Origin of the sequence: Litorimonas cladophorae (genome assembly GCF_014652455.1) — a bacterium.
Taxonomy (GTDB): Bacteria; Pseudomonadota; Alphaproteobacteria; order Caulobacterales; family Maricaulaceae; genus Litorimonas; species Litorimonas cladophorae.
Map to the genome: position 1 here is coordinate 1,238,855 of NZ_BMYV01000001.1, position 25,081 is coordinate 1,263,935.

Here is a 25,081-nt window from a genome sequence, read left to right on the forward strand (position 1 = left end):
ACTTGATATCGAGGATGCGGATGCATCATCGCGGTGCGATTTTTTACTCGAAATATTTGTTTGCTGGTTCGTCGCTCCAACAGTCCATTTCATGTTTGGATATGTCGTGATGACCGTGAACGTGAGCGTTGTTGACAAGGTCCGTGTCTGAAAACGACTCGAACCGGTACCTGTCTGGCGCAAACCAAACATCAAAAACGTGGCTTCCTAAGGGATGACGGCCAACCCCCCAATTCAATTCATGCCCCTGCGACCCGAGCCAACGGTGAGCCCTGAACTGGGCTTCATAGTCTTGCGCCTCAAATGAAATATGATGCAAGTCAGATCGCTTATCTTCCGCGAGGAACACAGAGTGATGATCCACAAATTTCTCCCCACGATCAATGCGTAAAAAACCGACGACTGTTTTCTGCGGAACATTGGGGATATGCATTGAGTCGGTAACAATCAAACCGAGCGTATTTACGAACCATTCCGCATTTTTTTTATAATCATTCACATATAGTCCCAGATGCCCCAAACGATATAGAGTTGCAGGTCCCAATGGACGTGTCTCTTGTGGTTCAGAAAAACGAACGCGGGATGCAGGTGTATTTAAGCGTAATTCTGGCTGAACCTCTGCTGGCGTGTCGCCTTCAATACCATGTACCAAGTCAATCTTCATTCCTTCTGGGCTTGTAAGTGTTACGCCATATCCTCCGCCGGGCGTTTCTAACTTCCGCACCGGAGTGGCACCGTGATCTCTAACCGCATCTTCTAGGTCACTTGCGTTTTCAACTAGAAACCCCATTCCAGTAAAACCACGCTCCCCTCGCACGGCTTTATAGCACCAGGCATCACCGCCAGCTGTTTTCATGATGATATGGTTGTCACTTTTCTCAACTGTGCGAAGACCGAAGTCCTCGGCGAACTGCTGAGTTTTCTCAATATCGGTGACGGTAAAGGACACGTGGTGAAGGGATCGGAGTGCCATATCTGCCTCTCTGTATATATTACACTCCATTAATGATGGAGTTTCTGAATTGTCCCAAACTCCTTTGCCACCCGCACGATTGCAAACTGTTGTCAGAAATAGGTCCTATCTTTCTAAGTGTTTCTTCTATGATAGTTTTGCATTGACCCTCCGGCGGCTTTGATAGAGCTATGGGTCCCAACCTCAATTTACTGCTTATAAATATCTAGAAAGACATTTTTTGCTACGCCGAATTTTCCAATTTCAAATTTGTTTAGCAACCATGGTATCTCTATCTGGCTGTGGAAAAACGAGTGTCGAACCCGTTTTCACGTGTCCAGAAACTGCATATAAAACGCAATCCATTATTGGAGGCACATTCACTATGGGCACGCCTCAGCAATACCCTGAAGAAATCTTGCGAAGTGTGACTGTCTCAGATTTTGATATCGACATTCATGAAGTTACAAACTCCCAATTTGCAACTTTCGTGGACGAAACAGGATATGTCACGACCGCCGAAAAACCTCAGGTCGGTTTTGACGTTCCAGGCGCCGCCGTCTTCATGCCGCCCTCAATCGGCCACCCTAATTGGTGGCGCTTCGTCGAGGGCGCGAACTGGAAAAATCCAGAAGGTCCAAAAAGCAATATTCAACAACAAGGCAACTACCCCGTCGTGCAAGTCTCTTTTGAAGACGCGCTAGCCTATGCTCGCTGGGCAAAACGTGACCTACCAACTGAAGCGCAATGGGAATTTGCGGCTAAAGCAAATTCGGAAACTCGATATGTATGGGGAGACGTAAGATCCCCTGACGGAAAAGAGATGGCCAACACATGGCAGGGCGCCTTTCCCATTCAAAACACGAATGAAGATGGATTTGACCTGCGTGCACCCGTTGGATGTTACCCGGCAAATAGTTTTGGATTGCATGATATGATAGGCAATGTTTGGGAATGGACGAAGTCAGAAACAGGCCAGAGTTCGGAAGCGACTATTTATGCTATTAAGGGAGGCTCTTACCTTTGCGCGGAAAATTATTGCGCTCGTTACAGAAGTGCGGCGCGGCAGTTTCAAGAAGCAGATCTTCCCACAAACCACATTGGTTTTAGAACGGTTTCACCATCCAATCCCACTCCCATTCGGTAAGTTTTATCCTGCAAGGTGAATTCAGAGGCTCACCATCTGAGGTTCAACTTTCAATTTGACCATAAGTCGCAAATTCTGAAAGTAGGATAATTTTCTTAACGCTAGAAAAAAATTGATCCTGTAGAGAGAAATCAAGCGTTTCATCAATATGGTCAACGCAATTTCAGTGTGACAAATGGTGCATCAAACGGTGTAACATTCGAGTTAAGTTCTCTCTCTAACTACTGTTTTACAGACACTTTAATTACATCATTGACTCCTACCTGGGGAGCCATCGATCCTCCCAGAAGTCATTTAAACACAACCATTTGCAGTCTTGCCAACTCATATAATGTTGACGGGCTAAAAGCCCGGCGTCATTCCTAACGATGGTAACAAATTTGCAGCAGGTCATTTTAAGCTGGGTTTGTGAATTGCCGTGCACTTTTGAATTTTGTGAGATAGGTTCAACGCCTAATGTCAAATCCGTCTCCAGACCATTTCGACGAACACCACGTCAGCCATCAGTTAGGGTGGCTGCGCGCCGCCGTCCTTGGTGCCAATGATGGTATAATATCAACAGCGAGCGTTATGATAGGCGTGGCCGCGGCATCTGTTTCCCATAGTGCCCTACTTTTGACGGGCACTGCAGCTTTGGTCGCAGGCGCATTATCGATGGCAGCCGGCGAATATGTGTCTGTAAGCACCCAAGCTGATAGTGAGGCGGCCGACCTAAAAATTGAAAAGGCGGCCATTCAGGCAGATCCTGAAGGTGAGCGACAGGAACTTGCAGAAATTTATCAAAGCAGAGGGCTTTCCGCGTCCCTCGCGCAACAAGTTGCGACAGAACTCATGGCGCATGATCCAATCGGTGCGCATATGCGCGACGAATTAGGTCTAACGGACACTCACAAGGCCAAGCCCATTCAAGCGGCTTTCGCGTCCGCCGTGAGTTTTGCAATTGGGGCATCTCTTCCGCTGGTCGCCGCATTTATCACGCCGCCCGAATTGGTCATCTGGAGTTTAGGTCTCTCATCGCTTCTGGCCTTGATCGCATTGGGCCTCCTATCCGCGCATATTGGCGGAGCGGCTAAACTTAGAGCCGCACTACGGATCGCCTTTTGGGGCGCGGCCGCAATGGGTCTAACTTATGTTGTCGGATCTTGGTTTGGGGTCGTGGTGTAAGAACTAGCTTCGGGTCGGAAGAACGCGACAATCTCATCGCGGCGAGCCATGGCGTCAGCATATCCGAGGTCAATCAGCGCCCCAATATAGCCGGGTTCAAATAGCAAATAGCTTTCAATCCGGCCCAAAGCCGAAGCGGCTGTCCGACGTTTGATCAACCACCTTAATCGCCGCGGCATTTCCGGCGCATGCTGTCTGGCTAAACTACGTAGCGATACCGAAGGGTTGATCGAAAACACCTCGATCGGTTTCAGATTCGCTTCACGTCGTTCCTCCAAGGTTAGATGGCTCACAAGCTGGTTCAATCGAGTCAGCCGTTCAATATCGGACTCCAAACTGTCATGAAATATAATATCCAGCGCATATCCCCCTAAATCCCCTACGGACGGATATTCAGCTTTCAAATCTGATAGATCGGGCTCTTCAGGTGTGCTGTCCCTTGTCCCAATAATAAAAAGCTTATCCGCGCCAAGATGAATGGAGGGAGCCAGGGGTGAGGTTTGGCGTAGAGCCCCGTCCCCGAAAAACTCACCATCAATTTCGACCGCCGGAAATAAAAGTGGGAGCGCGGCAGATGCCATAACCTCATCAATATCTAATGTTCGTTGACGTCCTTCGCGACGCACACGGTGCCAGTCTTCGTTCTGACCTTTTTTGTCAAAAAATGTAACTGCATATCCAGTTTCATATCCCGAACATGTGACGCTGATGGCCGTGATCGCGTTATCCTCCACGGCAAGCGCAATTCTATCGAAATCTATTTTTTTGAGCAGTGTTTCCCGCAAAGGCGTATTGTCCAGCAACGACCGAGGTGCCTTCGCCATTCGCTTTGGAAGGATCATTGAAAAACCGAGTTTAATCGCCGTTCCAAATATTTTCCTCAGTCTTGGATCGAAAACTTGCGATGTCGTCAAACCCCTCCAGAAGCTTTCCAAGTTCGCCGTGCTTGCCGCGAAATCATCGGGAACCGACGCCAATCCTGCAGCGTTCAATCCCCCAACGGAAATTCCCGAGATGATATCGAAAGGCTCAGCTCCACCATCCAAAATGTCATTCACAGCGCGCAATACGCCGACTTGATAAGCCCCGCGCGCTCCACCGCCTGTAACGACCAATCCTGACAATTTTACTGGTGACATGTGTAATCCCTATTGCCTCATTACGCTGCCGTCACGCCGCAAATGCGATTGCCGACATCATCAGCAACAAGCAAGCTGGCACGACCCCAGCTTCGTCACCCATTCCGTCGCCTGCATCGGCGACATTGACGGTCGACGGTATCATATCGGTCGGCGACGAAAAACGGTATTCGAATCAAAACCGGTCTTAATTGGGGCAGCATTGGAAAAGGCACATTTTGTGCGTATAATCGCAAGAAGCGCTGATGCCAGACGTTAGGAAAGGCGTATCCCGAACGAAAGCAAGATTGGGGTCCCTACGCCCTCAAATCATCATTCCAAATATTGAATAAAATGGCTTGCTTGATTTCATTTCGAGCCTAATAGGCCCTCGAAATTGAAATGCGCGTTCCAATGAGCGGGTGTCTTTCTAAGGGCGAGCGATGCGCGCAGTTTTATCATCAGTTGGCACGCTCCTGATTTCAGCCGCAGTGCTCTTGGCGGGCGGCGGTTTATTGTCGACTCTGATTGCTGTTCGCGCAGAAATCGAAGGCTTCCCTCTAATTGCTACGGGATTAATTGCGTCTTTCTATTTTGCGGGATTCATCTTTGGCTGCCTTTTGACGCCAGTGTTGGTCAAACGGGTTGGTCATGTCCGGGTCTTCGCTGCGCTGTCATCCCTGATCGGGGCGTGCGTATTGGCCCATGTCCTTTTTATCAACGTCCCGGTTTGGATCATTTTACGTTTTGCTACGGGGTTTGGCTTTGCGGGATTATATATTCTCATTGAAAGCTGGATAAATGAAAAGACGCCCAATGAGCAACGTGGGCAGATACTCTCAATCTACCGTATGGTGGACCTGTTTGCGATTACGACAGGGCAATTCATGCTGACGCTGTATGACCCAGGTAGCTTTGCGCTTTTTTCCGTGGTTGCAATGTGTGTTTGCTTGGCAATTTTCCCGATTTCTCTTTCGACGTCCCAAGCCCCAGTCGCTGTCACGAACACGTCCCTGAACATTAGGAAACTGATACGTACATCGCCTCTAGCTGTCGCAGGATGCCTGGCAGTTGGCCTGACAAATGGTAGTTTTTGGGGGATGGCTCCGGTGTTCGTTCAGCTACTTGGCCATCCGATTATCATGGTCTCGGTTTTCATGAGTGTAGTCATTTTTTGTGGGGCTGTCCTGCAATGGCCGGTCGGATATTTGTCCGACAAGTTTGGGCGGCGTGAAATTTTAATTTTAATGTCACTGGGCGCAATTGGCGGCGGCTTATTTCTTTACCTGATGGCCCCTAAATCAGCGACACTTTTGATTATTGGCGGGATAATCTACGGCGCATTTGGTATGCAGATTTACGGATTGTCGGCGGCTCATGCGAATGATCGCGCGGAACCTGACGAATTTGTGGCGATCAGCGGGGGCTTAATGTTAATCTACGGTATCGGTTCGGTCATTGGTCCGGTGATTTCGCCAATAATCATGTCCGTTTTTGAGCCCTCTGCAATGTTTGCCTTCACGGCGAGCGTCCACGCTGTTCTGATGCTCTATGCTATTTTCCGAGTGGTCAAACGCGCTGCCCCCGACGAAAGTGCGGATTACGTAACAATGCCTCGCCCGCGATCTATGGCTTTGATCTTGAGAACTGACCCAAGAAACATCATTAAACGAAAAAGAAAACGGAATTCTCCTCCCGTTTAAACGCATTCAAACTGAAGACCTGGCACAAAAAAGCCGCCCTAACAGGCGGCTCGTTTTCTCATATCAATAAGCTATAGCTAGCCCGTGAATTGCATTCCAAGCCAATCAGCGATCAAAGCTGGCTTGTCTTCGCCCTCGATTTCGACAGTGATTTCATAGGTCATGAGATATTGACCCGGCCGTTTCTCTTCCGCCGCTTTGAGTTTAAAATGACCGCGGACTTTTTTACCAACTTTCACAGGCGCAAGAAAACGCACTTTTTCAAAACCGTAGTTCACGCCCATCTTGACGCCTTCGATCATGAGCCCGCCTTGCTCCGAGAACTTGGACAACAGGGAAAGCGTCAAAAATCCATGGGCAATAGGACCACCGAATGGAGTCATTTTAGCCATCTCGGGATTTACATGAATGAACTGGTGATCTTCTGTCACATCCGCGAACTGATTGACGCGATCCTGTTCGATCGTAATCCAGTCTGATGTTCCCAGATCGGTTCCGACGGTTGCTTCTAATTCTTCAGCTTTGATCGTTTTCATGTGTATCCCCTTAGTTTTTAAATTTTATCAAGCATGCCTAAAATTCGTTAGCGACGGCAAACTCATTCATATGATAATGCGCATCCCCCATGAGCTCTTGCAAGACACGAATGCGTTTCATAAAAAGTCCAATGTCATATTCATCGGTCATACCAACGCCGCCATGCATTTGAACGCCCTCTTGGCTGGCAAGTTTTGCGACTGAACCCAGCTTTGCTTTCGCCATCGCACAATAAGCCGACGCTTTTTCATCACCCTCATCCAGCGCCGTCAGCGCACCAATTACGGCGGACCGGGCAATTTCTAGCTCTGAGTACAAATGGGAACTGCGATGCTGGAGGGCTTGAAATTCGCCAATGATTTGGCCGAATTGCTTACGCTCCTTAATATAGGCAACTGTGTCTTCAAACGCTTGCGCGCCTGCACCCAGCAATTCTGCGGCAGCAATACCTCGGCCAGCTGTGAGCACAGCATCAAGAACGGCCATGCCTCCGTCAAGTGTTCCGATCAAAGCGTCGCCAGAGACTTCGACATCATCCAAATCTATGCGTGCTGCATTGCGGCTATCGACCATAATTGTGCGTTCTGTCGCAACGCCTTTGGATTTCGGGTCGACCAAGAATAAGGAAATACCCTCTGCGTCACCCGCCTCGCCCGATGTCCGCGCGGCGACGATCATAACGTCGGCGACATGGCCATCGACGACCATGGCCTTAGAGCCGTTAAGTTTGAAACCATTCCCAGACGGCTCTGCTGTCGTAGCTGTTCCGCGTGGGTTGTGTTTTACACCTTCATCCAGCGCCAGCGCGATCACGGCCTTGCCAGAGGCAATCTTTGGGAGCCACTCGGACTTTTGCTCATCAGTGCCGTGCTTCAACGCAGTGGCCGCGAGAATGGCCGTCGAAAGAAAAGGAGATGCCGTCAAGTTGCGACCCATTTGCTCAGCCACAAGGCCGGCCGCGAGATAGCCCATATCCACGCCGCCATGCTCTTCTGGCACAACGATACCAGCAAAACCCATTCCAGCCATGTCAGCCCATAAGGCACGATCAAACCCTGTTTCATCTTGAGTGTCGCGCAACACGCGCAGCGCTTTTACCGGCGCTTTCTCGGCAAAAAATCCTTGCGCCATATCGCGCATCATCACTTCGTCTTCATTGAGTACGAGAGCCATTCGTCTATTCCTAATCGATCAGCATTTTAAGCTGTGTGAGTATCGGCGCGGCCGTGACCGCGGGCCATTGGGGCGACCGAATTCGGTCGCCCAGCTTCGAGAACTACCGCCGTGTTACGCGCCTGGCAGTTGCAAAATGTGCTTGCTTATAATGTTCAGCTGCACTTCGGATGTTCCGCCTTCGATGGAGTTACCTTTGGTGCGTAACCAGCTCCGCGCCATTTTGCCATCATTGGAACGGTCGCTTTCCCACTCCAGACCTTCATGGCCTGTCGCGTCCATCATCAGCTCATACTTACGCTTATTGAGCTCTGTACCGTAATATTTCAGCATGGAGCTGTCTGCGCCCAAAGATGCGCCCGCTTTGGCTTCGGCCAATTTGCGTTTCATAGTTAGGTTGAAAGCCCATTCGTCAATCTCGGCTTCAGCGATTTTCGCACGCAACATGGGATCTGCTAATTTGCCATCTTCCAGACCTAGCGACCCAGCCGCGAGTTCGTGCAACGGACGAGCCGCCTCATTGCCGCCACCGATCATCTCACGCTCATGCGTCAGGAGGTATTTCGCGATGGACCAGCCTTTATGTTCTTCGCCAAGCAGGTTTTTCTTTAGAACTTTGACGTCTGTGAGGAAGGTCTCGCAGAATGGCGAACGACCAGAGATCAGTTTGATCGGACGCGCTTCGACACCTTCGGAGGCCATATCAAACAAAACGAATGAAATGCCGTGGTGTTTTTTGCCCGTGTTGTCCGTGCGCACGAGACAGAAAATCCAATCGGCTTCATCGGCGTAAGATGTCCAAACTTTCTGACCATTGACGATGTAATGATCGCCCATATCTTCGGCTTTAGTTTTCAAAGACGCTAGATCTGAACCCGCGCCTGGCTCTGAATAGCCCTGACACCAACGAATTTCACCGCGCGCGATTGGCGGCAAATGCTCGGCTTTTTGTTCTTCATTGCCGAATTTCAAAAGCGCTGGTCCGAGCATCCAGATGCCGAAGGAAGAAAGAGGATTACGCGCATTGATACGCTTCATTTCCTGTAAAAGGACGATCTCTTCCTTACGCGAAAGTCCAGCGCCACCATATTCTTTTGGCCAAGTTGGGACGGTCCAGCCTTGGGCGACCATGCGCTCTAGCCAGACTTTCTGCGCTTCGGACTTAAATTTGAAATTTCGGCCGCCCCAACAGGCGTCTTTATCGCTCGTTTCGGCTGTCCGCATTTCGGCAGGGCAATTGGCCTCTAACCACGTGCGAGCTTCCATGCGGAATGTGTCTAAATCGCTCATAACATTATCCTTTAAATCCTGATTAGCGTTTCACGAATTAGGCCGTGAATTCGCCTTTTTGAATACGGGTCAGGAACTTCGCGCCCTGCTGTCCGCCATTCGTAAATTCTTCCTGACCAGTGGTGTCGCGGATCTTGTCGATAAATTTCGCGACATTCTCTGCGGTTTGTGCACCTTCTGAGAGGTTGATTCCTTGAGTTTCAAAGACTTTCGTCTCCGAGTAGCCTCCTGCACCGGCACACATAATCATGCGATTGGGCGCGTCGTCGCAGACGAGATACACAAGACCGGCTGAAACAGACTCAACTGTGAGCTTCTCCAGAATTTCTTCAGGCATCAAATTCTCGGTCATGCGGGAACGCGCCGTTGGCGAGAGCACATTTACCCGGATATCGTATTTTGCACCTTCAAGGCAGAGCGTGCGCATAAATCCAGATAAGCCAGCTTTCGCAGCGCCGTAATTGGTTTGGCCAAAGTTGCCATACATCCCCGAGGAGCTTGTCGTCATGACGATTCGGCCATAGCCGTTCGCTTTCATGTGGTTCCAAACCGCTTTGGTGCAGACCGCTGAGCCTTTCAGGTGAACCGCCACAACCAAATCCCAGTCTTTCATTTCCATTTTGGAGAAAGATTTGTCACGCAGGATGCCTGCATTGTTGACGAGAATGTCAATCTTGCCCCATTTCGCAATAGTTTCATCGACCATAGCTTGGACTTCGGCCTCATTGGTAACATTTGCACCATTGGCAATCGCCTCGCCGCCTGCCGCGATGATTTCGGCCACGACCTTCTCAGCCATAGTCTCTGAGCCACCTGTTCCGTCGACGGAGCCGCCGAGGTCATTGACGACGACTTTGACGCCGCGCGCGGCCAAAGCCAAAGCATGTGAACGGCCAAGACCGCCGCCAGCACCTGTGACGATGGCTACGCGGTTGTTAAACTCTACTGTGCTCATTTTCTTTTCCTTATCGGATTAGTAAAATACAAACCCACCAGCCACGTGATGGCGAAATGGCCAAATGCCAATTTTCGGCGGCTTGCCCTTCAATTCCTCAATTTCCTCAAACTCAATTCTCGCTTCAGGAGATCGGTTCTTCATGGCTTCATCAGCAAAGAAGGAGTCTGCTCTCAAAACCGCCAAACCGATGACTTCGGCTTGGCTATAATTTTCGGCTTCCACAAAACGGGTCGTATAGAAGCCTTTAACATTGGCCCCGCCATCAGATTCTATTGAGAAATTTTCTCCATGAATCAGACAACGGAACCAAGGCACTTACGCGACTTCAAACAATCCCGCGGCACCCATGCCGCCGCCGACACACATTGTGCTGACAACATATTTCGCGCCGCGACGTTTGCCTTCGATCAACGCATGTGCGGACATACGCGCGCCAGACATACCATAAGGATGGCCCACAGAGATCGCGCCGCCATTGACGTTCAGCTTTTCCATCGGAATACCGAGAACGTCGGCACAATAAAGAACCTGAACCGCAAAAGCTTCGTTCAATTCCCATAGATCGATATCATCAACCGTCAGTCCATGTTGCTTGAGTAGCTTTGGTACCGCGTAAATTGGACCAATGCCCATTTCATCTGGCTCAAGGCCTGCAACAGCCATGCCGCGATAATAACCGAGTGGCGACAGACCGCGCTGTTCGGCCAGTTTCGCGCTCATGAGAACAGAAACGGACGCACCATCAGACAATTGCGACGCGTTGCCAGCCGTAATCGTCTTATCCAAACCCAATACAGGTTTCAGACCATTGAGGCCTTCAATGTTTGTGCCCGGACGATTGCCTTCGTCTTTTTCAAGCGTGACTGTGTGCTCGGAAATTTCCTTCGTCGCCTTGTCCATAACTTTCATCGTGGTTTCGAGCGGGACAATCTCATCGTCAAATGCGCCAGCTTGTTGCGCCGCATGTGTGCGCTGTTGGCTCATGAGAGCATATTCGTCCATGCGTTCACGCGAGACATTATAGCGGGATGCAACGATTTCTGCCGTTTGCAGCATTGGCATATAAGCCGCTGGATGCTTCGCCGTGACGTTCGGATCAGCGGCAACGCGCATTTCTGGCGTCTGAACCATAGAGATGCTGTCGACACCGCCGCCGATGACAACGTCGGCTTCGCCGCACATGATCTTGCGCGCTGCGATACCGATCGCAACCATGCCAGATGAACACTGACGATCAACGCTCATAGCAGGTACCGTTACGGGCAAGTTTGAGGCGAGAACCGCATTGCGGCCAACTGTTACCTGAACGCCCTGTTGCAAGGCGCAGCCCATCACAACATCCGCGACTTCCGCGCCGTCAATTCCAGCACGCTGGACGGCATGATCAATACAATGGGCCGCGAGTGTCGGTGAAGGTGTGACGTTAAAAGCGCCGCGATATGCGCGGCCAATCGGTGTACGGGCGGTCGATACAAGTACGGCGTCTCTCATGAGGATGTCTCCAGAAAAAATGAATCTCATTCGGTTATGACCTATTGCGGGGGCGGGTCAAATAACGAATATGAATATAACTATGCAAAAATTACCACAAACCTCGAAACTACAGCTCGACCTTGCTGACGGATGGCTCACGATCTGGCTCGACAGTCCGTCAAATAAGAACGCCATCGGCGACGTCATGTGCGCAGAATTACTCGCGGTGATGGACACAGTGCGCGGGGATCGCAGTGTGCGCGGGATCACCCTGCGCGGCAAAAACGGACTGTTCTGTTCAGGCGGAGACTTAAAAAGCTTCAACGCGATGCAAGCGCCAGGTGTCACCCATGCCGAAGTAGCGGCCATGAACCGAGGCATTGGTGATGTCCTCATTGGCCTAAACGAAATGCCGCAAGTCGTGATCGTCCTCGTCGAGGGCGCAGCGATTGCTGGCGGCTTGGGTTTAATGTGCTGCGGTGACGTCATTATCTCCACGGAAGATGCGAAATTCTCCCTCACGGAAACCATGCTCGGGATACCGCCCGCTCAAATCGCGCCCTTTGTCGTGGCCCGTGTCGGCTTACCAATGGCGCGGCGTATCATGCTCACAGGTGCGCGGTTCACAGGACGCGAGGCTGAAGACTATGGCTTGGTTGATGAAATCGTGGTCAGTCCAGATGATTTAGGACCTGTCGAAGCCCGCATCAAACGCGGTGTCCTACGTTGCGGCCCGGGCGCGATTGCCGCGACTAAACACCTAATTCTGTCGTCCCGCGATAAATCAGGCGCAGCGATGATGGATCACGCCGCCGACACCTTCGCCACCTGTATGCTCTCTGATGAGGGCAAGGAGGGCATCGCGAGCTTTATCGAAAAACGTAAACCCAATTGGAGCCCCAAATGAGAGCCTTAAACGTCCACCAATTTCAGGATTACAAAAAACATAAAGTTGAGGACGTGACGCCTTCACCCATGCGAGCAGGTCACGTTCGTATCGCACTCAAAGCCGCGGGCGTAAACTTCCCCGACATATTGATCGCGGAAGGCAAATACCAAGCTCAACCACCCTTCCCTTTCATTCCAGGCGGAGAAGCCGCAGGCATCGTCAGCGAAGTCGCCGATGATGTGAAACATCTGAAAGTGGGCGACCGTGTTGCTTACCTCGGCCAAGTCGGGGCATTCGCCACAGAAGTCGTAGCGCCCGTCGCAACGGTTGGCCCGATCGGCGACATGCCGTTTGATATCGCGGCTGGGCTCGTTCTTGTTTACGGCACATCCTATTACGCGCTGAAACAACGCGCACAGCTCCAGCCAGGTGAAACGCTGGTCGTGCTCGGCGCTGCGGGCGGCGTTGGCCTTGCCGCTGTTGAGTTAAGTAAAGCTATGGGCGCGCGGGTAATTGCCTGCGCCTCGACGGATGAAAAGCTAGAGGTTTGCCGCGCGCATGGTGCGGATGAGACCATAAATTACTCTGGTGATATGGACCTGAAAAAAGCGATCAAAGCCCTCGGCGGCGCAGATGTTCTATACGATCCCGTTGGTGATAAATTCGCCGAACCTTGCGTACGTGCCATGAATTGGGGCGGACGCTATCTCGTTGTCGGCTTTGCGGCGGGCGACATTCCGCGCATTCCGCTAAACCTCTGCCTATTGAAATCCATCGACATCCGCGGCGTGTTCTGGGGCGCATGGACCCAGCGCGACCCCAAAGACCATATGAACAATATCGGCGAGATTATGGGCATGCTCAAAACGGGAAAAATCAAACCTCGCATCAGCAATCATTACCCGTTGGATGATTTCGCAAACGCGTTTGACGAACTCACGTCACGCAAAGCGATGGGCAAAGTCATCCTGACGATGGACTAAATAACGTTAAAAAACCACGAGATTTTATCATGAGACACTTTCTAGCGATTGTTTTCGCGGCGACCTATCTGGTGGCCTGTGCACCAGACACCTCAATATCTAAAAATACTCAACTCGAAAGGTCCAATGCTTCACAGGAATTGGAAACCCTTTCACGAAAAAAATGGGGCTGGATGGCTGACAGAAACATCGAGGCCTTAGAAAGTCTATTTCATGACCAGTCTAAATTTGTCCATATGAGCGGAACCTGGGGTAAGGCGCGTGAAATGGAGATTATCGAAAACAACTTTATTTGGTATAAACGCGCTACAGTTCATGATGTCGCCACTGAAATTTTTGATAACCACGCGATTGTCTGGAACCGGATCACGCTTGATGCTGTCGTACGCGACCTCCAAGTGTCGAACGAATTTACGACAACTGAAGCTTATTTGCGGGTTGGCGAGGAATGGAAACTGACCGCTCTGACATTCAGCAAGGTGCGTGATGAACATACTCTGGCGGATTAACATAATATTAGGCAGACCGAACGCAGAGCAATTTCCAACAATTATTGGCGTTTTTTGGTCAAACTTAATCGCTGGCCGAATATGGCGCATTTGTAATAGTTCGATCCGAGAACGAGACTCCCAACAAACCAAAAGGCGGCGGGCAAAGCAATGTTGAGATTGATTCCTAAGAGTTGAAAGGGAGTGTGATGGAAAACCTGCTCGCTTTCATTTCCGCAGCCATACTTATCGAACTAACGCCCGGGCCTAATATGGCGTTTCTGGCACTGATCAGCGCGACGAAGGGGCGACGACATGGCTTCGCGACTACGGCTGGTGTTGCCCTAGGCCTGTTAATTATTGGGCTGCTGAGCGCAGCAGGTGTTGGAGCCGTCGTCACGCAAAATCCGATCCTGTTCCAGATTTTGCGCTGGGGCGGGATTGCTTATTTGCTTTTTCTAGCGTGGGAAGGTTGGCGTGAGGCTGGCGAAAGTTCGCCGCATCGCAGTGGAAACACGGAGAGTGACCTCACCTATTTCCGTCACGGCCTAACGGTCAACCTTCTCAACCCCAAAGCCGCGCTCTTCTATATTGCCGTGCTTCCGACCTTTCTCTCTTCGCGCGAAGCGGCATGGGCAGAGATTTTCGGTCTGACAGTCCTTTATGTCGGGATTGCGACAGCCATACATGTTTTGATCGTAGTCTTTGCTGGGACGTTCCACAAATTCCTGGAAAACCCTAGGCGCAGTTTCTGGGTGAGGCGCATCTTAGCGTTGGCTTTGGCGCTGACAGCCATCTGGTTCGGCTGGTCTACGCGGGACGGCTGACACCTAGACAGCGATAAAATTCATCGGCAAGTTAAACGCAAACAGGATGACACCATGCACACATTCAAAACAGTATCCGACATCCGCATAGCCCCCGGCGGCGCTGCAAAGTTGGATCTTCTCATTGAAGGCCTCAGTTCCAATAAACGCGTGGCGATCGTGACGGACAAAGGTGTGCGCAGCCTTGGGCTGATGGATAGTGGAATTGATGCGCTGGAAAGCGCGGGCTTTGACGTGATGATCTTTGATCAAGTCGTCGCCGATCCCCCCGAAGCGATTATGCAGGAAATCGCCGATGGTATTCGGGCATTCGGCGCGGGGCTCGTCATCGGCTTTGGTGGCGGATCACCGATGGATACTGCAAAAGTCGCCGCGCATTTGGCGGGCTGTGATCAACCGCTAGAAACGATGTATGGCGTTGATAATGCAAAGGGACCGAAACTCCCGCTACTGCTCATCCCGACCACGTCTGGCACGGGCAGCGAAGTTACGAATGTCGCTATTCTGACAACGGGCAAAACCGCCAAGAAAGGCGTCGTTGCAGACAGCCTCTATGCAGATCGCGTCTTGCTCGATGCGGAACTGACGCTTGGCCTACCAGCATCGATCACGGCGGCGACGGGCATTGATGCGATGGTCCACGCCATCGAAGCCTATACCTCCATCCGTCTCAAGAACCCGATGTCAGACGCCCTGGCCCTGACGGCGCTGCGCAAACTTCGGAACAATATCGTGCAAGCGGTGAATGAGCCGACCAATTTGGATGCGCGCAATGAAATGTTGATCGGCGCGATGATCGCGGGACAAGCGTTCAGCAACGCACCCTGCGCCGCCGTTCACGCCCTCGCCTATCCGCTGGGCGGATTCTTCCATGTGCCCCACGGGTTATCCAACGCGCTCGTCCTGACCGAGGTGATGAAATATAACCAACCCAAAGCCGATCACTGGTACGCAGAAATCGCAACAGATTTAGGTGTCGGCCAAAGCGGCTCGGCGCTGGTGGATGAAATGCTGCGCATCAAGGACGCGACAAAAGTCCCTCAAACCTTGACCGAAGTAAACATTCCAAGTGACGCCATCATCATGATGGCAGATGACGCCATGACCAAAGACCGTCTGTTAATGAATAACGCCCGCGTGATGACACATGAAGCGGTTGTCAAAATCTATGAGACAATCCTGTGAGAGCGACGCCGAACAGCCTCAACAGCTATCCACATCATCTTACCATCCCGACGCGATGGGCCGATAATGACGCTTATGGCCATGTAAACAATTCAGTCTATTATTTCTATTTCGATACAGTCGTGAATAAATGGCTGATTGAAAATGGCCTCTTGGAAATCGGCCAAAGCGACACCATCGGTCTCGTCGTCGGGACGTCATGCGATTATTTCGCGCCGATTAGTTTCCCCGATGATGTCGTCGCAGCGCTGCGTGCGGCCAAGGTCGGCAGTTCCAGCGTGACCTATGAAATCGGACTTTTCCGCAATGAGGAAACCACCGCCAGCGCGCAGGGTTCATTCGTGCATGTCTATGTCGACGAAAAAAATCGACGCCCCACGGCAATTTCTGCTATGATGAAAGAAAAACTCGGGGAAATTACACCATGTTAGACGCACCAAATTTAGACGAGATCATGAGAGACGATCCGGCCCTCGTCAGCGAGCAGGCCAAATTCACGCGCATGCAAGACGGTACGTTGGAAGATTGGATGAAGATCGGCGCAGCGCATAAACAGGATTTCGGCAAGACCGCAGACCGCTTCATTGAGATGCTAAAACAGCTCGAGAATGCGACATTGGGTTTCGCATGCGACCAGCTACAACACGCCCTCATGTGCGGAACCCTCGCGCGGCGGGACGGCGCGAGCGATGAACAAATCGTTGTAGCGCTCTGTCATGACATTGCAAAAGTCATCAACGTCCCGAACCACGGCCCCATCGCGGCCGAAATGCTGCGCCCGTATGTGAGTGAGGATAGCTATCACGTGCTGCGCAATCACCAAGCGTTCCAAGGCGAGCATTATTACGCCTATATGGGCGCGCCGACGGATTTACGTCTGCAATGGAAAGACGAGCCGTGGTATGATTATGCCGTAAAGCTCGTCGATGAATGGGACGCGCCAGCGTTCGATCCAGATTTTGCGGCCGATAGTTTAGAGAGCTTTATTCCGCTGATGCGAAAGATTTTCCACGACAGCCCTGTTCCGCTTTAGGGGCTGCAATGCGTCTTCGAACTCGACTAATTCTAGGCGCGATTGGTGTTACGCTTATCGCTGTCGGGTTTTGGCTTACAATATATCTACCCTTTCCGAGTGCGACAGCCAGAGAGGCAATTGGCGATCTTCAAACAATTAGTACGAGCGAAGGCTCACTGACCTATAGAAAACTTGGCGCAGGCCCTTGCATTATTTTGTTTCCAAGTGCGGGACGTGAAGCAAGTGACTTCAATGAATTAACTAAGGCGCTTGAATTTAACGGTTACCAGACACTGTCCATAGACCCAGGAGGAATTGGCGACAGTGGGATAGGGCTTTCTATTAATTCATATAGAGCGGCCTTCACAATCCACGCGGCAGGCGCGAAGAATTGCGGTTGGAAACAACCTACAATCCTGATCGGTCATGCGTACGGTAACAGAGTCGTCAGACTCAACGCATCACTTAGCAATATGCAAGATGGTTTTGACGCTTCGTTACTAGATTTACCAACAGACCAAGCGAACATTGAAGCTGTCATCCTCCTTGCCGCGGGCGGCCAAATCCCGATAGAGCCCAAAGCCGAGCAATCCTTACGCGACATCTTCAACCCGCTCAAATCCCACGAATCCCGCATGAAAGATGTCGAATATGCCTTCTTTGCAGAAGGCAATGACATCCCCGATCATTGGACGCGCGGATGGCATACCAAGACCGCGATGGCGCAAAGCGAAGCGATCATAGAATCCGAAGAATACTCTGACCTCTGGCATTGCGCGGGCGGCGTTCCGATGTTGATTGTCCAACCCATGCAAGACCGGATCGCGCCGATTGAGAACGCCTACGCCCTGCGGGATAAATGCCCGCAAGAGGTTGAGATTGTCGAGGTTCAAAACGCGGGTCACGCGCTGCTGCCCGAACAACCCGAAGCCGTAGCAGATGCGGTGCTAGCGTTTTTGGCTAAGCACCACCCTGTCGATTAGCGGGCTAAAGACCCAAAGCTTTAGGAACTGCTTTCCGCAATTCGAACTTCAAGACCTTGCCTGTGCCACCGCGCGGGAGTTCGGGGATGAGGTGCAAATGAGATGGCAATTTGAATTTCGCCAAACGCCCTTCCAAATGGGACATCACATCCTCCAGACATAGGGTCTCGCCCTCTTTCACAACGGCGCAAACACAACCCGTTTCGCCCCAACGTTCATCCTTCAGACCAATCACGGCAACTTCAACGATTTGCTCTAGCTCATAAAGCAGACCTTCGATTTCTGCCGGGTAAACATTCTCACCGCCTGAAATATACATGTCCTTCACGCGGTCTTCGATGGAGACGTAGTCATGTTCGTCCATGATCCCAATATCGCCTGAGTGGAACCAGCCGTCGGTAAAACTTTCGGCATTGGCTTGGGGGTTGCGCCAATAACCGGGCGTGACCGCGAGGCCTTTAAACCAGATTTCGCCCGGCGTGCCGCGCGGAACTTCGTTTCCTTCTTCGTCAACAATCTTGATGCGCGAGTGCATAAGCGGGCGCCCCGCCCAACCAATACGATCTGGAATATCGGATTTCAGCAACATCGTTCCCGCTGCTGCGGTCTCCGTCATGCCATAACCCTCTTGGATCGTGATACCTTTCGCCAGCCACCAATTTATTAGCGGCTCAGGAACCGTTTCAGCACCGCAAAGTGCCAAATTAATGCGAGAAAAATCGGCAGTTTCAATCAGGGCGCTTGCCCGCATCGCGTTATAGGCGGCAGGGACACAGAACATCACCGACACGCCAAGGTCGGGATTGGAGATCGCTTTGATCGTCGCATCGGCGTCAAACATACGCATGATGACACAGGTACCGCCAATCCAAATTGAAGGTAGGGCCGTGACATTAAGACCGCCAATATGAAACAGCGGCATGTTATTGAGGGAGACATCGTCAGGACCCGTTGCCCCCAGACGCATTGCCGATGACGCCGTAAATTCCAACATCGCATGGGTAATGATTACGCCCTTGGGCGAGCCTGTTGTGCCTGAAGAATACATCAACAAACACTGGTCCTCGAGGCTTTGCGGATGAAAGTCATAGATCGGCGTCGCAGCCGCCAGCGCCGTTTCATAATCGCTCTCGCCGCCCACACCGTCGGTCATCATCCAAGTGTAAACATCTGTCAGACCCTTCGTCGGCTCAGCCAGCGGCGCAAAAGGCGCGTCGACCAAAACCATCGACGCTTCTGAGTCGTTGAGAATGTAAGCCAATTCTGGCGGAGTCAGGCGGAAGTTCAGGGCCAAACAAACAGCCCCAATGCGCCAGCACCCAAATACAAGCTCCATGACGTCAGTCGTGTTCAGGCAGAGAAACGCGACACGATCACCGGGTTTAATACCTTTCTCCTTCAACATGCCCGCGCAACGGGCCACGCGATCATTCATCTGCGCGTATGAGAAATCCCGACCACTGGCGAGGTCAAACATTGCCCGTTTGTTCGGCGTGGTGGCCGCGTGAAAATCAATCCAATCATATGCTGGTAAAGCCATGCGTCGTTTTCCCCGATGTTTCATTTGTTTATATAAACTGACTGTGACAAATCCTCGGTGTGTTTCAAGCGCAAAACAAGGAGCGGTCTGCATGACCTTCAAACAAAAATTGTTATCGAGTGAAATGCTGATCGGAACCTTTGTGAAAACGCCGTCTCCGACAATTTGCGAAGTGTTGGCGCGCACAACTTTGGACTTTGTCTGTATCGACGCCGAACATAACCCGTTTGACCGTCGTGATATTTCCGATTGCGTACTGGCGTGCCGCGCAGCGGGTCTACCGAACCTGGTTCGAATTCCCGTTGCAAAGGCCGAACATATTGCAACTGCGCTGGACGTCGGTGCGGGCGGCATTATCGCGCCGCATTTAATGGGCGTCTCGGACGCCGAACTTATCGCGCATAAATCCAAATATGGCGAGGGCCGTGGATTCTGCGGCGGCACACGCGCGGCAGGTGTTCGTTCGCTTGAGGAACATGTGCGCCTAGCCAAAGATGATAACGTCGTGATTGGCCAGATCGAAGATGTCGAAGCGCTTGAAAATCTCGACGCCATTTTGGACGTCGACGGAATTGATTGTTATTTCATTGGGCGTTCGGACCTCACATTATCGATGGGCCATACTGACCGGGATCACCCTGATGTCATTGCCGCAGTGGAAGACATCACGCGTCGCGCCGTCGCAAAAGGCCGCAAGGTCGGAACCTTCACAACCAATCTAGATGAGCTCCCGAAATGGCGCGATATGGGTATGAACATGTTTATCCTTGGCAGTGAGCAAGGCTTTATGATCAACGGTACGAATGCGTTTCTGGCGGACGTCCGTTCGCGATTATAGCTGCAAGTTCGACCAGGGTGCTGTCGCGGTCGGGGGTTGGGTAGAACATCCAATAATGCCCAAATTCGCCGTAAGTCGCAAGTTTGGCGAGCTTCCCCACCGCGTCCATTTGCGCCGCGAATTTACTAATTTGTGCAAATAATAAATCCTTCTCGCCCGTGAAAATCATAACCTCAGGCAAATCTTCGGGTTTCGCGAAGATGGGACTGATGAGAGGCGATTTGGGATCATGCGATCCCGCGTAGCGTTTGCCAGCCACTTTCAAAATCGCAGCGTCCAGCAGAATTTCGGCATTGGGAGTATCGTCGGGTAGATCCGTCGGGAACACATCCACCCACGGCGAGAGCAGTAAAAGCGGAGTCTCTACGGCCCGCTTTTGACTAATCGCCAGCGCGAGGTTTCCGCCCGCAGAATCTCCGCCTAGCATCACTTTCTCCGCGCCATATTTCGCAAGGATGGTGTCGTAATGTGCAACGCCCCAATCGATAACGTCGTCGGCTGTCGCCTCTGGCGGCAAAGGATAATCCGGCAGGATAATCGTAACGCCCGCCATATCGGCAAGTTTGGTGAACATCGCAAAATGTAGCCCAATCAAACCGACGACATATCCGCCGCCATGCTGGTGGACGTAAACACGTCCCCTGTCATGTCCAACGGGGGCGCAGGTGAACACCGCCCGGCCTTGGAACTGTGTTTCACTCCATCGCGACCGAAGACCCGAAGGCACATTCTCGGAGGGAATATTTCCGCGCTTCAGCCCCTTTTCGATCGTGCGCCCTGCCCCTGAGATTTTCAGAAGACATTCAAACAGTCGATATCGCAAAGTCGTCATTGGCTTATCTCGTAATGTTCCCAAATCGGGGTCTTGAAGCGGCGCTTGAATTCCAATGCGCTACCCGGCCAATTATTCGGTACTTTGTCGCCCACCTTATACCAACTCGCATCGACTTTTGACCATGCGAGATTTTTCAGACGGCGTTGCATTTCTTCGCCAAATTCGGCTTCGGCTTCTGGCTTCACCGCAATTGTGGATGACGTACGCGCCATCAAGTCCATCACGTAATGCACTTGATTTTCGAGCTTATAAATAATCGACGTATGTCCCGTATTGGTGTTCGGCCCGTAAAGTATGAACAGATTTGGGAACCCCGCCGTCATGGTGCCCATATAAGCTTGTGCACCATCCGCCCAATGATCTTTCAATGACACACCCCGTTCACCTGTGACGTCAATCTCCTTCAAGAAGGGGTTAGTATAAAATCCCGTCGCGAAGACAATTAAATCATGCGCCCGTTCGGTGCCGTCTTCCGCCTTCACGCCATCTTTGGTCAGGCACGCAATTGCTTCGGTGACGACCTCAACATTCTCCCGTGCAAAGGCTGGATAAATCTTATCCGATAGCAAAATGCGCCGTGCGCCCATTGGGTAATCAGGCAGCATCTTCGCGCGCAAGTCTGGGTCTTTGATATGCTTCTTCAAGCCGGATTTGACCCAGATTTCACCAAAGCGTCGGGCAAGCGGTTTGCCTTGGATAATCCGCCAGACAAAATACTCGCCCTGCGCAAAGAGGCTAAAGCGATAGAGTTTACCCAATGCTGGGATGCGCTTACCGAGCCACTTCTCCAAGCGCGTATAGGCGCGATCTTTCTTTGGAATGATCCAATTTGGCGTGCGGTGATACACGGTCAATTTATCCGCGACCTCCGCCAATTCAGGAATAAGCTGGATCGCGCTGGCAGCATTGCCAATAACTGCGATAGTCTTCCCCACATGATCAAAGCTGTGGTCCCATTGCGCGGAATGAAAACTCACGCCCTGATAGTCCGCCGCCCCCGCAATCTCTGGCGTCTTAGGGATGTGGAGCTGCCCAATCGCGGAGACCAAAAACTTGCTAGTGATAACTTCGCCGTCAGAAAAAACGGTCCGCCAACGGCCCGCTTGATAGGTCGCGGAAATGACGGTGCGCCCAAATTGAATGTGGTCATAAAGACCGTAAGATTTCGCGATGCCTTTCTGATAGGCATGAATTTGTTTCTGCTTGGCCCACTTAAAATCCCACGCAGGATTTGGGGCAAAGGAGTAGGAATAGAGTGCGCTGGCAATATCGCATTCGGCGCCCGGATAGGTGTTCTCTCGCCAAGTTCCGCCGACCTCATCGGCCTTCTCGACAATTATAAATTCCGTCTTACCGGCTTCCTTCAGCTGCACGCCCATGCATATGCCGCCAAAGCCTGCGCCGATAATCAATGTCTCTGTATCGAATGTTCCCATGACGCGACCATAGCGCCAGAACACGGCCCGACAAGAGGAACCGCCGCGTCAATTCTGACTAGGCCGAATGCGGAATATCCGTAATCCCGATGTGGCGCGGATGCTCTGACATTCGGGCGCACCATGCGGACACATGCGGGTATTCGGACAAATCGAAACCGCCCTCTTCTGCAACATGAGTATAAGCGTACAGGGCGATGTCTGCGACAGTTGGACCGCTGCCAACAAACCAAGGATGCGTCCGCAAATGCGCCTCCATAACCGACAGGGCGCTACGGCCACGTTCCATAAGCTTTGGCAACTCCGCTTCACGTTCTGGGGCATAGGCGCGAATGAAGCGCGCCACGGCAATGGCGGGCTCATGGCGATATTGTTCCCAAAACATCCACTGCACGGCTTTGGCGCGATCAAAGGCATTAATCGGCAGATAAGGCGTGTCTTCGGCCAAGAACATCAGGATGGCATTGCTTTCGGCCAAAGTCCGCCCATCGCCCAATTCCAACAATGGAATTTGACCCGCAGGATTCATCGCCAGAAACTCCGGTGTCAGAGTTTCACCCGCATGAATATCAATCGGCATATGCGTATAGCCAATACCCAAATAGGACAGCAGCAAGCGCACCTTGTAAGAATTCCCCGACGGCAAATAATCATAAAGTTTCATCGCTATCGACTGCAATTAATTCCATCAAAATGCAAGATTTTTGGAACGATGCTGGCTGCGAAACGCTTATCTTGCATACAGGCGCCGTGAGAGACGACCCTTACGCCGTCCGTCTGCTCTGGCCGCAATACTGCGGTTTGTGACGACGAAAATCTTAAATCTGCGTACCCTTATTTACTGAGGTGCAGCGCAAAATAAGGAGACTATAAATGACATATTTAAAAACAGCGCTCATTTCTTCAGCCGTCGCCCTCGCGGCTAGTACCACGGCCTATGCTGACGGTCACAAAGACAAGTCGACAAACATGCAGATTATGACAAAGACAACTGTCACGACGCAGACCCAGGGCCTTACAATGACCAACGACACGGTGGGTGAAATTCTGCAGGCCGATGGTCAACCTGACACGCAATCGGATTATGAGTTGCTGACCCATGACGGCGATATGCTGACGAAGGCCGAAGCAAAAACGTTGGATAGCGATCACGAAATTGCCAATAACGCCATTGTCGTCCCGTCAAGCACGGGCGCCGTCACGACAGTAAACTGCCCGATTGGGACAACAGCGCAGCCAGACATGACGTGTCACGTCACAGGCAACTTTAGCTTGGAACGCACAGACAATCTGCTCGCACAAGAAAACGCTGACGAAATGGAAGTCAAAGGCGCGGTCGCGTACACATCGCAGACTGACGACGAAGCTGTTTCGGCCACGAACGCGTATAAAGGCACGCTGCGCTCAGAAGATTACATCGATATGACATCGAAATAATCTAGGCCAACGCAGTTAAGCGCTGCGAAATTACAATTTTGAAGACCCCGCACGACCATACCCGGTCGCGTGGGGTTTTTCTTTGACCTAAACTCTATGTCGTTTGCGTCTCGCTTATTTAAATAGATAAAAGGGGATGTTCGCGTGGGTATTCAAAGGGCCCGGCGGAACCGGAAAAGAGCTAATATGTTTTCGGCCCCAAAGGGACCCACGCGACGACGCCTTTTTCCAAGATCGGCCGAGCTACGCAGTCGAGGCGTAAACAGCTCACAATCCGCCACCCAACTCCACTGACATTACCCAGCGTCCTCCAATGACAAGCGTCGCTCCTTCCCGGTCCGTGCAATTCTGTTTTGCTGTTAGCAAGTGAGTATCGAAAAATGGGCTAGCTTCGCCCAATTTTCGATCCCCAATAAACAGAACTGCACTTTGTCAATGTGCACATGACCGCCCGCTGAAAGAAGACCACCTTAAAATGTCACAGAATCCGAAAGCGGGGAGACGATTGTTGAATTTTAACATAAGTCACTGAAAAGACTTATGTTCGTTCCGGCCGGAGGCGGGAAAGACGTTCGCGAGCCCCCAGCACCCCATCCTATATTACTCAATTTTCGTTTTCTGGATAACTTTATGCAAGGCTTGCGTTTGCATAAGTGCGGCAGACCCGTAGTATTTTGTGAATTCTGGAACGAAAACCCCCGCCGCGACAGCAGGGTCAGATTGCACGAGCGCTTCAGCTTCCGCTATTGTTGGCACGTTGAAAATATACAGCCCGCGCTTATCACCACCTTCGATAAAAGGCCCCGAAAGGACAAGCTGTTGCGCCTCCGCAAGTGTTTTCATATTCGCGAAGTGTCCTTTGAATATCTCGGCTCGCTTGGCCGCATCTGTAATTTCAGCGTCCATCGGTCCCGTTTTCAAAACGACCAAGACATAAGATTTCATACCATATTCGTCAGCCCCAAGTTCGGCGGCGAGATCTGCATCAAATTCCGAGCCGGGAATGGAGCTCTCTTGCGCCTCAAGCGGCGCGGGCGTTTCCGTGCATCCCATGAACAACACGGCGACACAAAACAAAGTCCCTGCAATCTTCAATTTCATCATCCCACT

Annotated in this window: 26 protein-coding genes; 13 read left to right on the top strand and 13 right to left on the bottom strand. The window is 51.6% G+C overall.

Annotated elements, in window-relative coordinates:
* Positions 1–43 precede the first annotated feature (43 nt).
* Positions 44–973 carry a VOC family protein gene (locus IE073_RS05890; protein WP_189582591.1) on the bottom strand — a complete coding sequence of 310 codons (930 nt, stop codon included), beginning with the start codon at positions 971–973 and terminating at the stop codon, positions 44–46.
* 262 nt (positions 974–1,235) lie between these two features.
* Here IE073_RS05890 and IE073_RS05895 point away from each other — a divergent pair, with 262 nt between their 5' ends.
* Together IE073_RS05895 and IE073_RS05900 are read left to right on the top strand one after the other, a co-directional pair.
* Positions 1,236–2,099: a formylglycine-generating enzyme family protein gene (locus IE073_RS05895; protein ID WP_189582595.1), complete on the top strand. Its 864-nt coding sequence runs from the start codon at positions 1,236–1,238 to the stop codon at positions 2,097–2,099.
* Between the two features lie 456 nt (positions 2,100–2,555).
* The gene (locus IE073_RS05900; RefSeq protein WP_189582599.1) at positions 2,556–3,263 is read left to right on the top strand and encodes a VIT1/CCC1 transporter family protein; all 708 of its coding nucleotides are present in this window, start codon (positions 2,556–2,558) and stop codon (positions 3,261–3,263) included.
* Here the strand turns inward: IE073_RS05900 and IE073_RS05905 are convergent.
* Positions 3,227–4,402, bottom strand: coding sequence for a patatin-like phospholipase family protein (locus tag IE073_RS05905; RefSeq protein ID WP_189582602.1), 1,176 nt, complete (start codon positions 4,400–4,402; stop codon positions 3,227–3,229). The genes IE073_RS05900 and IE073_RS05905 overlap by 37 nt on opposite strands.
* A gap of 422 nt (positions 4,403–4,824) precedes the next feature.
* On the opposite strand from IE073_RS05905, the gene IE073_RS05910 reads away from it, so the two are divergent.
* Entirely contained in the window at positions 4,825–6,084 is a 1,260-nt protein-coding gene (locus IE073_RS05910; protein WP_189582605.1) for an MFS transporter, read from the top strand.
* A gap of 77 nt (positions 6,085–6,161) precedes the next feature.
* Here the strand turns inward: IE073_RS05910 and IE073_RS05915 are convergent, their stop codons facing one another.
* From IE073_RS05915 to IE073_RS05940, 6 genes are all read right to left on the bottom strand, one after another.
* A complete protein-coding gene (locus tag IE073_RS05915) occupies positions 6,162–6,620 on the bottom strand; it encodes a MaoC family dehydratase (RefSeq protein ID WP_189582608.1) in 459 nt (152 codons plus the stop codon).
* Between the two features lie 37 nt (positions 6,621–6,657).
* Positions 6,658–7,794 (bottom strand): acyl-CoA dehydrogenase family protein, encoded by a 1,137-nt coding sequence (locus IE073_RS05920; RefSeq protein ID WP_189582611.1) that lies wholly within the window; start codon positions 7,792–7,794, stop codon positions 6,658–6,660.
* A 114-nt stretch (positions 7,795–7,908) separates the two neighbouring features.
* On the bottom strand, positions 7,909–9,084 hold the full coding sequence (locus tag IE073_RS05925) for an acyl-CoA dehydrogenase family protein (RefSeq protein ID WP_189582614.1): 1,176 nt from the start codon (positions 9,082–9,084) through the stop codon (positions 7,909–7,911).
* Positions 9,085–9,121: 37 nt separating this feature from the next.
* A complete protein-coding gene (locus tag IE073_RS05930) occupies positions 9,122–10,039 on the bottom strand; it encodes an SDR family NAD(P)-dependent oxidoreductase (RefSeq protein ID WP_189582617.1) in 918 nt (305 codons plus the stop codon).
* 18 nt (positions 10,040–10,057) lie between these two features.
* Positions 10,058–10,357: a hypothetical protein gene (locus tag IE073_RS05935; RefSeq protein WP_189582620.1), complete on the bottom strand. Its 300-nt coding sequence runs from the start codon at positions 10,355–10,357 to the stop codon at positions 10,058–10,060.
* Positions 10,358–11,533 (bottom strand): acetyl-CoA C-acyltransferase, encoded by a 1,176-nt coding sequence (locus IE073_RS05940; RefSeq protein ID WP_189582622.1) that lies wholly within the window; start codon positions 11,531–11,533, stop codon positions 10,358–10,360.
* 82 nt (positions 11,534–11,615) lie between these two features.
* Between IE073_RS05940 and IE073_RS05945 the strand changes: the two genes are divergently transcribed.
* From IE073_RS05945 to IE073_RS05980, 8 genes are all read left to right on the top strand, one after another.
* Positions 11,616–12,422, top strand: coding sequence for an enoyl-CoA hydratase/isomerase family protein (locus IE073_RS05945; protein WP_189582625.1), 807 nt, complete (start codon positions 11,616–11,618; stop codon positions 12,420–12,422).
* On the top strand, positions 12,419–13,387 hold the full coding sequence (locus IE073_RS05950) for an NADPH:quinone oxidoreductase family protein (protein WP_189582629.1): 969 nt from the start codon (positions 12,419–12,421) through the stop codon (positions 13,385–13,387). Before IE073_RS05945 ends, IE073_RS05950 begins: the two co-directional genes overlap by 4 nt.
* Positions 13,388–13,416: 29 nt before the next feature.
* A complete protein-coding gene (locus IE073_RS05955) occupies positions 13,417–13,896 on the top strand; it encodes a nuclear transport factor 2 family protein (protein ID WP_189582632.1) in 480 nt (159 codons plus the stop codon).
* 188 nt (positions 13,897–14,084) lie between these two features.
* On the top strand, positions 14,085–14,702 hold the full coding sequence (locus IE073_RS05960) for a LysE family translocator (RefSeq protein ID WP_189582635.1): 618 nt from the start codon (positions 14,085–14,087) through the stop codon (positions 14,700–14,702).
* Between the two features lie 54 nt (positions 14,703–14,756).
* Complete coding sequence (locus IE073_RS05965) at positions 14,757–15,887, top strand: iron-containing alcohol dehydrogenase (RefSeq protein WP_189582638.1); 1,131 nt, start codon at positions 14,757–14,759, stop codon at positions 15,885–15,887.
* Positions 15,884–16,318 (top strand): acyl-CoA thioesterase, encoded by a 435-nt coding sequence (locus tag IE073_RS05970; RefSeq protein WP_189582641.1) that lies wholly within the window; start codon positions 15,884–15,886, stop codon positions 16,316–16,318. Before IE073_RS05965 ends, IE073_RS05970 begins: the two co-directional genes overlap by 4 nt.
* Positions 16,312–16,920 carry a hypothetical protein gene (locus IE073_RS05975; protein WP_233349846.1) on the top strand — a complete coding sequence of 203 codons (609 nt, stop codon included), beginning with the start codon at positions 16,312–16,314 and terminating at the stop codon, positions 16,918–16,920. The genes IE073_RS05970 and IE073_RS05975 overlap by 7 nt, the downstream gene beginning before the upstream one ends.
* Before the next feature lie 8 nt (positions 16,921–16,928).
* Positions 16,929–17,885, top strand: a complete 957-nt coding sequence (locus IE073_RS05980) for an alpha/beta fold hydrolase (protein WP_189582644.1) — start codon at positions 16,929–16,931, stop codon at positions 17,883–17,885.
* A 4-nt stretch (positions 17,886–17,889) separates the two neighbouring features.
* Here IE073_RS05980 and IE073_RS05985 read toward each other — a convergent pair whose 3' ends face one another.
* Positions 17,890–19,425, bottom strand: a complete 1,536-nt coding sequence (locus IE073_RS05985) for an AMP-binding protein (protein ID WP_189582647.1) — start codon at positions 19,423–19,425, stop codon at positions 17,890–17,892.
* Between the two features lie 91 nt (positions 19,426–19,516).
* On the opposite strand from IE073_RS05985, the gene IE073_RS05990 reads away from it, so the two are divergent.
* A complete protein-coding gene (locus IE073_RS05990) occupies positions 19,517–20,263 on the top strand; it encodes an HpcH/HpaI aldolase family protein (protein WP_189582650.1) in 747 nt (248 codons plus the stop codon).
* Here the strand turns inward: IE073_RS05990 and IE073_RS05995 are convergent.
* The 3 genes from IE073_RS05995 to IE073_RS06005 are packed head-to-tail and all read right to left on the bottom strand — an operon-like array spanning position 20,217 to position 23,198.
* Positions 20,217–21,095: an alpha/beta hydrolase fold domain-containing protein gene (locus IE073_RS05995; RefSeq protein ID WP_233349848.1), complete on the bottom strand. Its 879-nt coding sequence runs from the start codon at positions 21,093–21,095 to the stop codon at positions 20,217–20,219. The genes IE073_RS05990 and IE073_RS05995 overlap by 47 nt on opposite strands.
* Entirely contained in the window at positions 21,092–22,534 is a 1,443-nt protein-coding gene (locus IE073_RS06000; protein ID WP_189582656.1) for a flavin-containing monooxygenase, read from the bottom strand. Before IE073_RS06000 ends, IE073_RS05995 begins: the two co-directional genes overlap by 4 nt.
* Before the next feature lie 58 nt (positions 22,535–22,592).
* Positions 22,593–23,198, bottom strand: a complete 606-nt coding sequence (locus IE073_RS06005; RefSeq protein WP_189582660.1) for a glutathione S-transferase family protein — start codon at positions 23,196–23,198, stop codon at positions 22,593–22,595.
* A 209-nt stretch (positions 23,199–23,407) separates the two neighbouring features.
* Here IE073_RS06005 and IE073_RS06010 point away from each other — a divergent pair, with 209 nt between their 5' ends.
* Complete coding sequence (locus IE073_RS06010; protein ID WP_189582662.1) at positions 23,408–23,971, top strand: hypothetical protein; 564 nt, start codon at positions 23,408–23,410, stop codon at positions 23,969–23,971.
* Positions 23,972–24,571: 600 nt separating this feature from the next.
* Here IE073_RS06010 and IE073_RS06015 read toward each other — a convergent pair.
* The gene (locus IE073_RS06015) at positions 24,572–25,075 is read right to left on the bottom strand and encodes a YciI family protein (RefSeq protein ID WP_189582665.1); all 504 of its coding nucleotides are present in this window, start codon (positions 25,073–25,075) and stop codon (positions 24,572–24,574) included.
* Positions 25,076–25,081: the final 6 nt, after the last annotated feature.

Excerpts from the sequence above, each read along its gene's own strand:
- IE073_RS05945 (WP_189582625.1), top strand. The coding sequence starts at position 11,616 with ATGCAAAAATTACCACAAACCTCGAAACTACAGCTCGACCTTGCTGAC.
- IE073_RS05990 (WP_189582650.1), top strand. The coding sequence starts at position 19,517 with ATGACCTTCAAACAAAAATTGTTATCGAGTGAAATGCTGATCGGAACC.
- IE073_RS06000 (WP_189582656.1), bottom strand. The coding sequence starts at position 22,534 with ATGGGAACATTCGATACAGAGACATTGATTATCGGCGCAGGCTTTGGC.
- IE073_RS06015 (WP_189582665.1), bottom strand. The coding sequence starts at position 25,075 with ATGATGAAATTGAAGATTGCAGGGACTTTGTTTTGTGTCGCCGTGTTG.
- IE073_RS05925 (WP_189582614.1), bottom strand. The coding sequence starts at position 9,084 with ATGAGCGATTTAGACACATTCCGCATGGAAGCTCGCACGTGGTTAGAG.
- IE073_RS06010 (WP_189582662.1), top strand. The coding sequence starts at position 23,408 with ATGACATATTTAAAAACAGCGCTCATTTCTTCAGCCGTCGCCCTCGCG.
- IE073_RS05890 (WP_189582591.1), bottom strand. The coding sequence starts at position 973 with ATGGCACTCCGATCCCTTCACCACGTGTCCTTTACCGTCACCGATATT.
- IE073_RS05910 (WP_189582605.1), top strand. The coding sequence starts at position 4,825 with ATGCGCGCAGTTTTATCATCAGTTGGCACGCTCCTGATTTCAGCCGCA.
- IE073_RS06005 (WP_189582660.1), bottom strand. The coding sequence starts at position 23,198 with ATGAAACTTTATGATTATTTGCCGTCGGGGAATTCTTACAAGGTGCGC.
- IE073_RS05980 (WP_189582644.1), top strand. The coding sequence starts at position 16,929 with ATGCGTCTTCGAACTCGACTAATTCTAGGCGCGATTGGTGTTACGCTT.
- IE073_RS05950 (WP_189582629.1), top strand. The coding sequence starts at position 12,419 with ATGAGAGCCTTAAACGTCCACCAATTTCAGGATTACAAAAAACATAAA.
- IE073_RS05975 (WP_233349846.1), top strand. The coding sequence starts at position 16,312 with ATGTTAGACGCACCAAATTTAGACGAGATCATGAGAGACGATCCGGCC.
- IE073_RS05920 (WP_189582611.1), bottom strand. The coding sequence starts at position 7,794 with ATGGCTCTCGTACTCAATGAAGACGAAGTGATGATGCGCGATATGGCG.
- IE073_RS05940 (WP_189582622.1), bottom strand. The coding sequence starts at position 11,533 with ATGAGAGACGCCGTACTTGTATCGACCGCCCGTACACCGATTGGCCGC.
- IE073_RS05955 (WP_189582632.1), top strand. The coding sequence starts at position 13,417 with ATGAGACACTTTCTAGCGATTGTTTTCGCGGCGACCTATCTGGTGGCC.
- IE073_RS05905 (WP_189582602.1), bottom strand. The coding sequence starts at position 4,402 with ATGTCACCAGTAAAATTGTCAGGATTGGTCGTTACAGGCGGTGGAGCG.
- IE073_RS05985 (WP_189582647.1), bottom strand. The coding sequence starts at position 19,425 with ATGGCTTTACCAGCATATGATTGGATTGATTTTCACGCGGCCACCACG.
- IE073_RS05965 (WP_189582638.1), top strand. The coding sequence starts at position 14,757 with ATGCACACATTCAAAACAGTATCCGACATCCGCATAGCCCCCGGCGGC.
- IE073_RS05960 (WP_189582635.1), top strand. The coding sequence starts at position 14,085 with ATGGAAAACCTGCTCGCTTTCATTTCCGCAGCCATACTTATCGAACTA.
- IE073_RS05930 (WP_189582617.1), bottom strand. The coding sequence starts at position 10,039 with ATGAGCACAGTAGAGTTTAACAACCGCGTAGCCATCGTCACAGGTGCT.
- IE073_RS05895 (WP_189582595.1), top strand. The coding sequence starts at position 1,236 with ATGGTATCTCTATCTGGCTGTGGAAAAACGAGTGTCGAACCCGTTTTC.
- IE073_RS05995 (WP_233349848.1), bottom strand. The coding sequence starts at position 21,095 with ATGACGACTTTGCGATATCGACTGTTTGAATGTCTTCTGAAAATCTCA.
- IE073_RS05915 (WP_189582608.1), bottom strand. The coding sequence starts at position 6,620 with ATGAAAACGATCAAAGCTGAAGAATTAGAAGCAACCGTCGGAACCGAT.
- IE073_RS05900 (WP_189582599.1), top strand. The coding sequence starts at position 2,556 with ATGTCAAATCCGTCTCCAGACCATTTCGACGAACACCACGTCAGCCAT.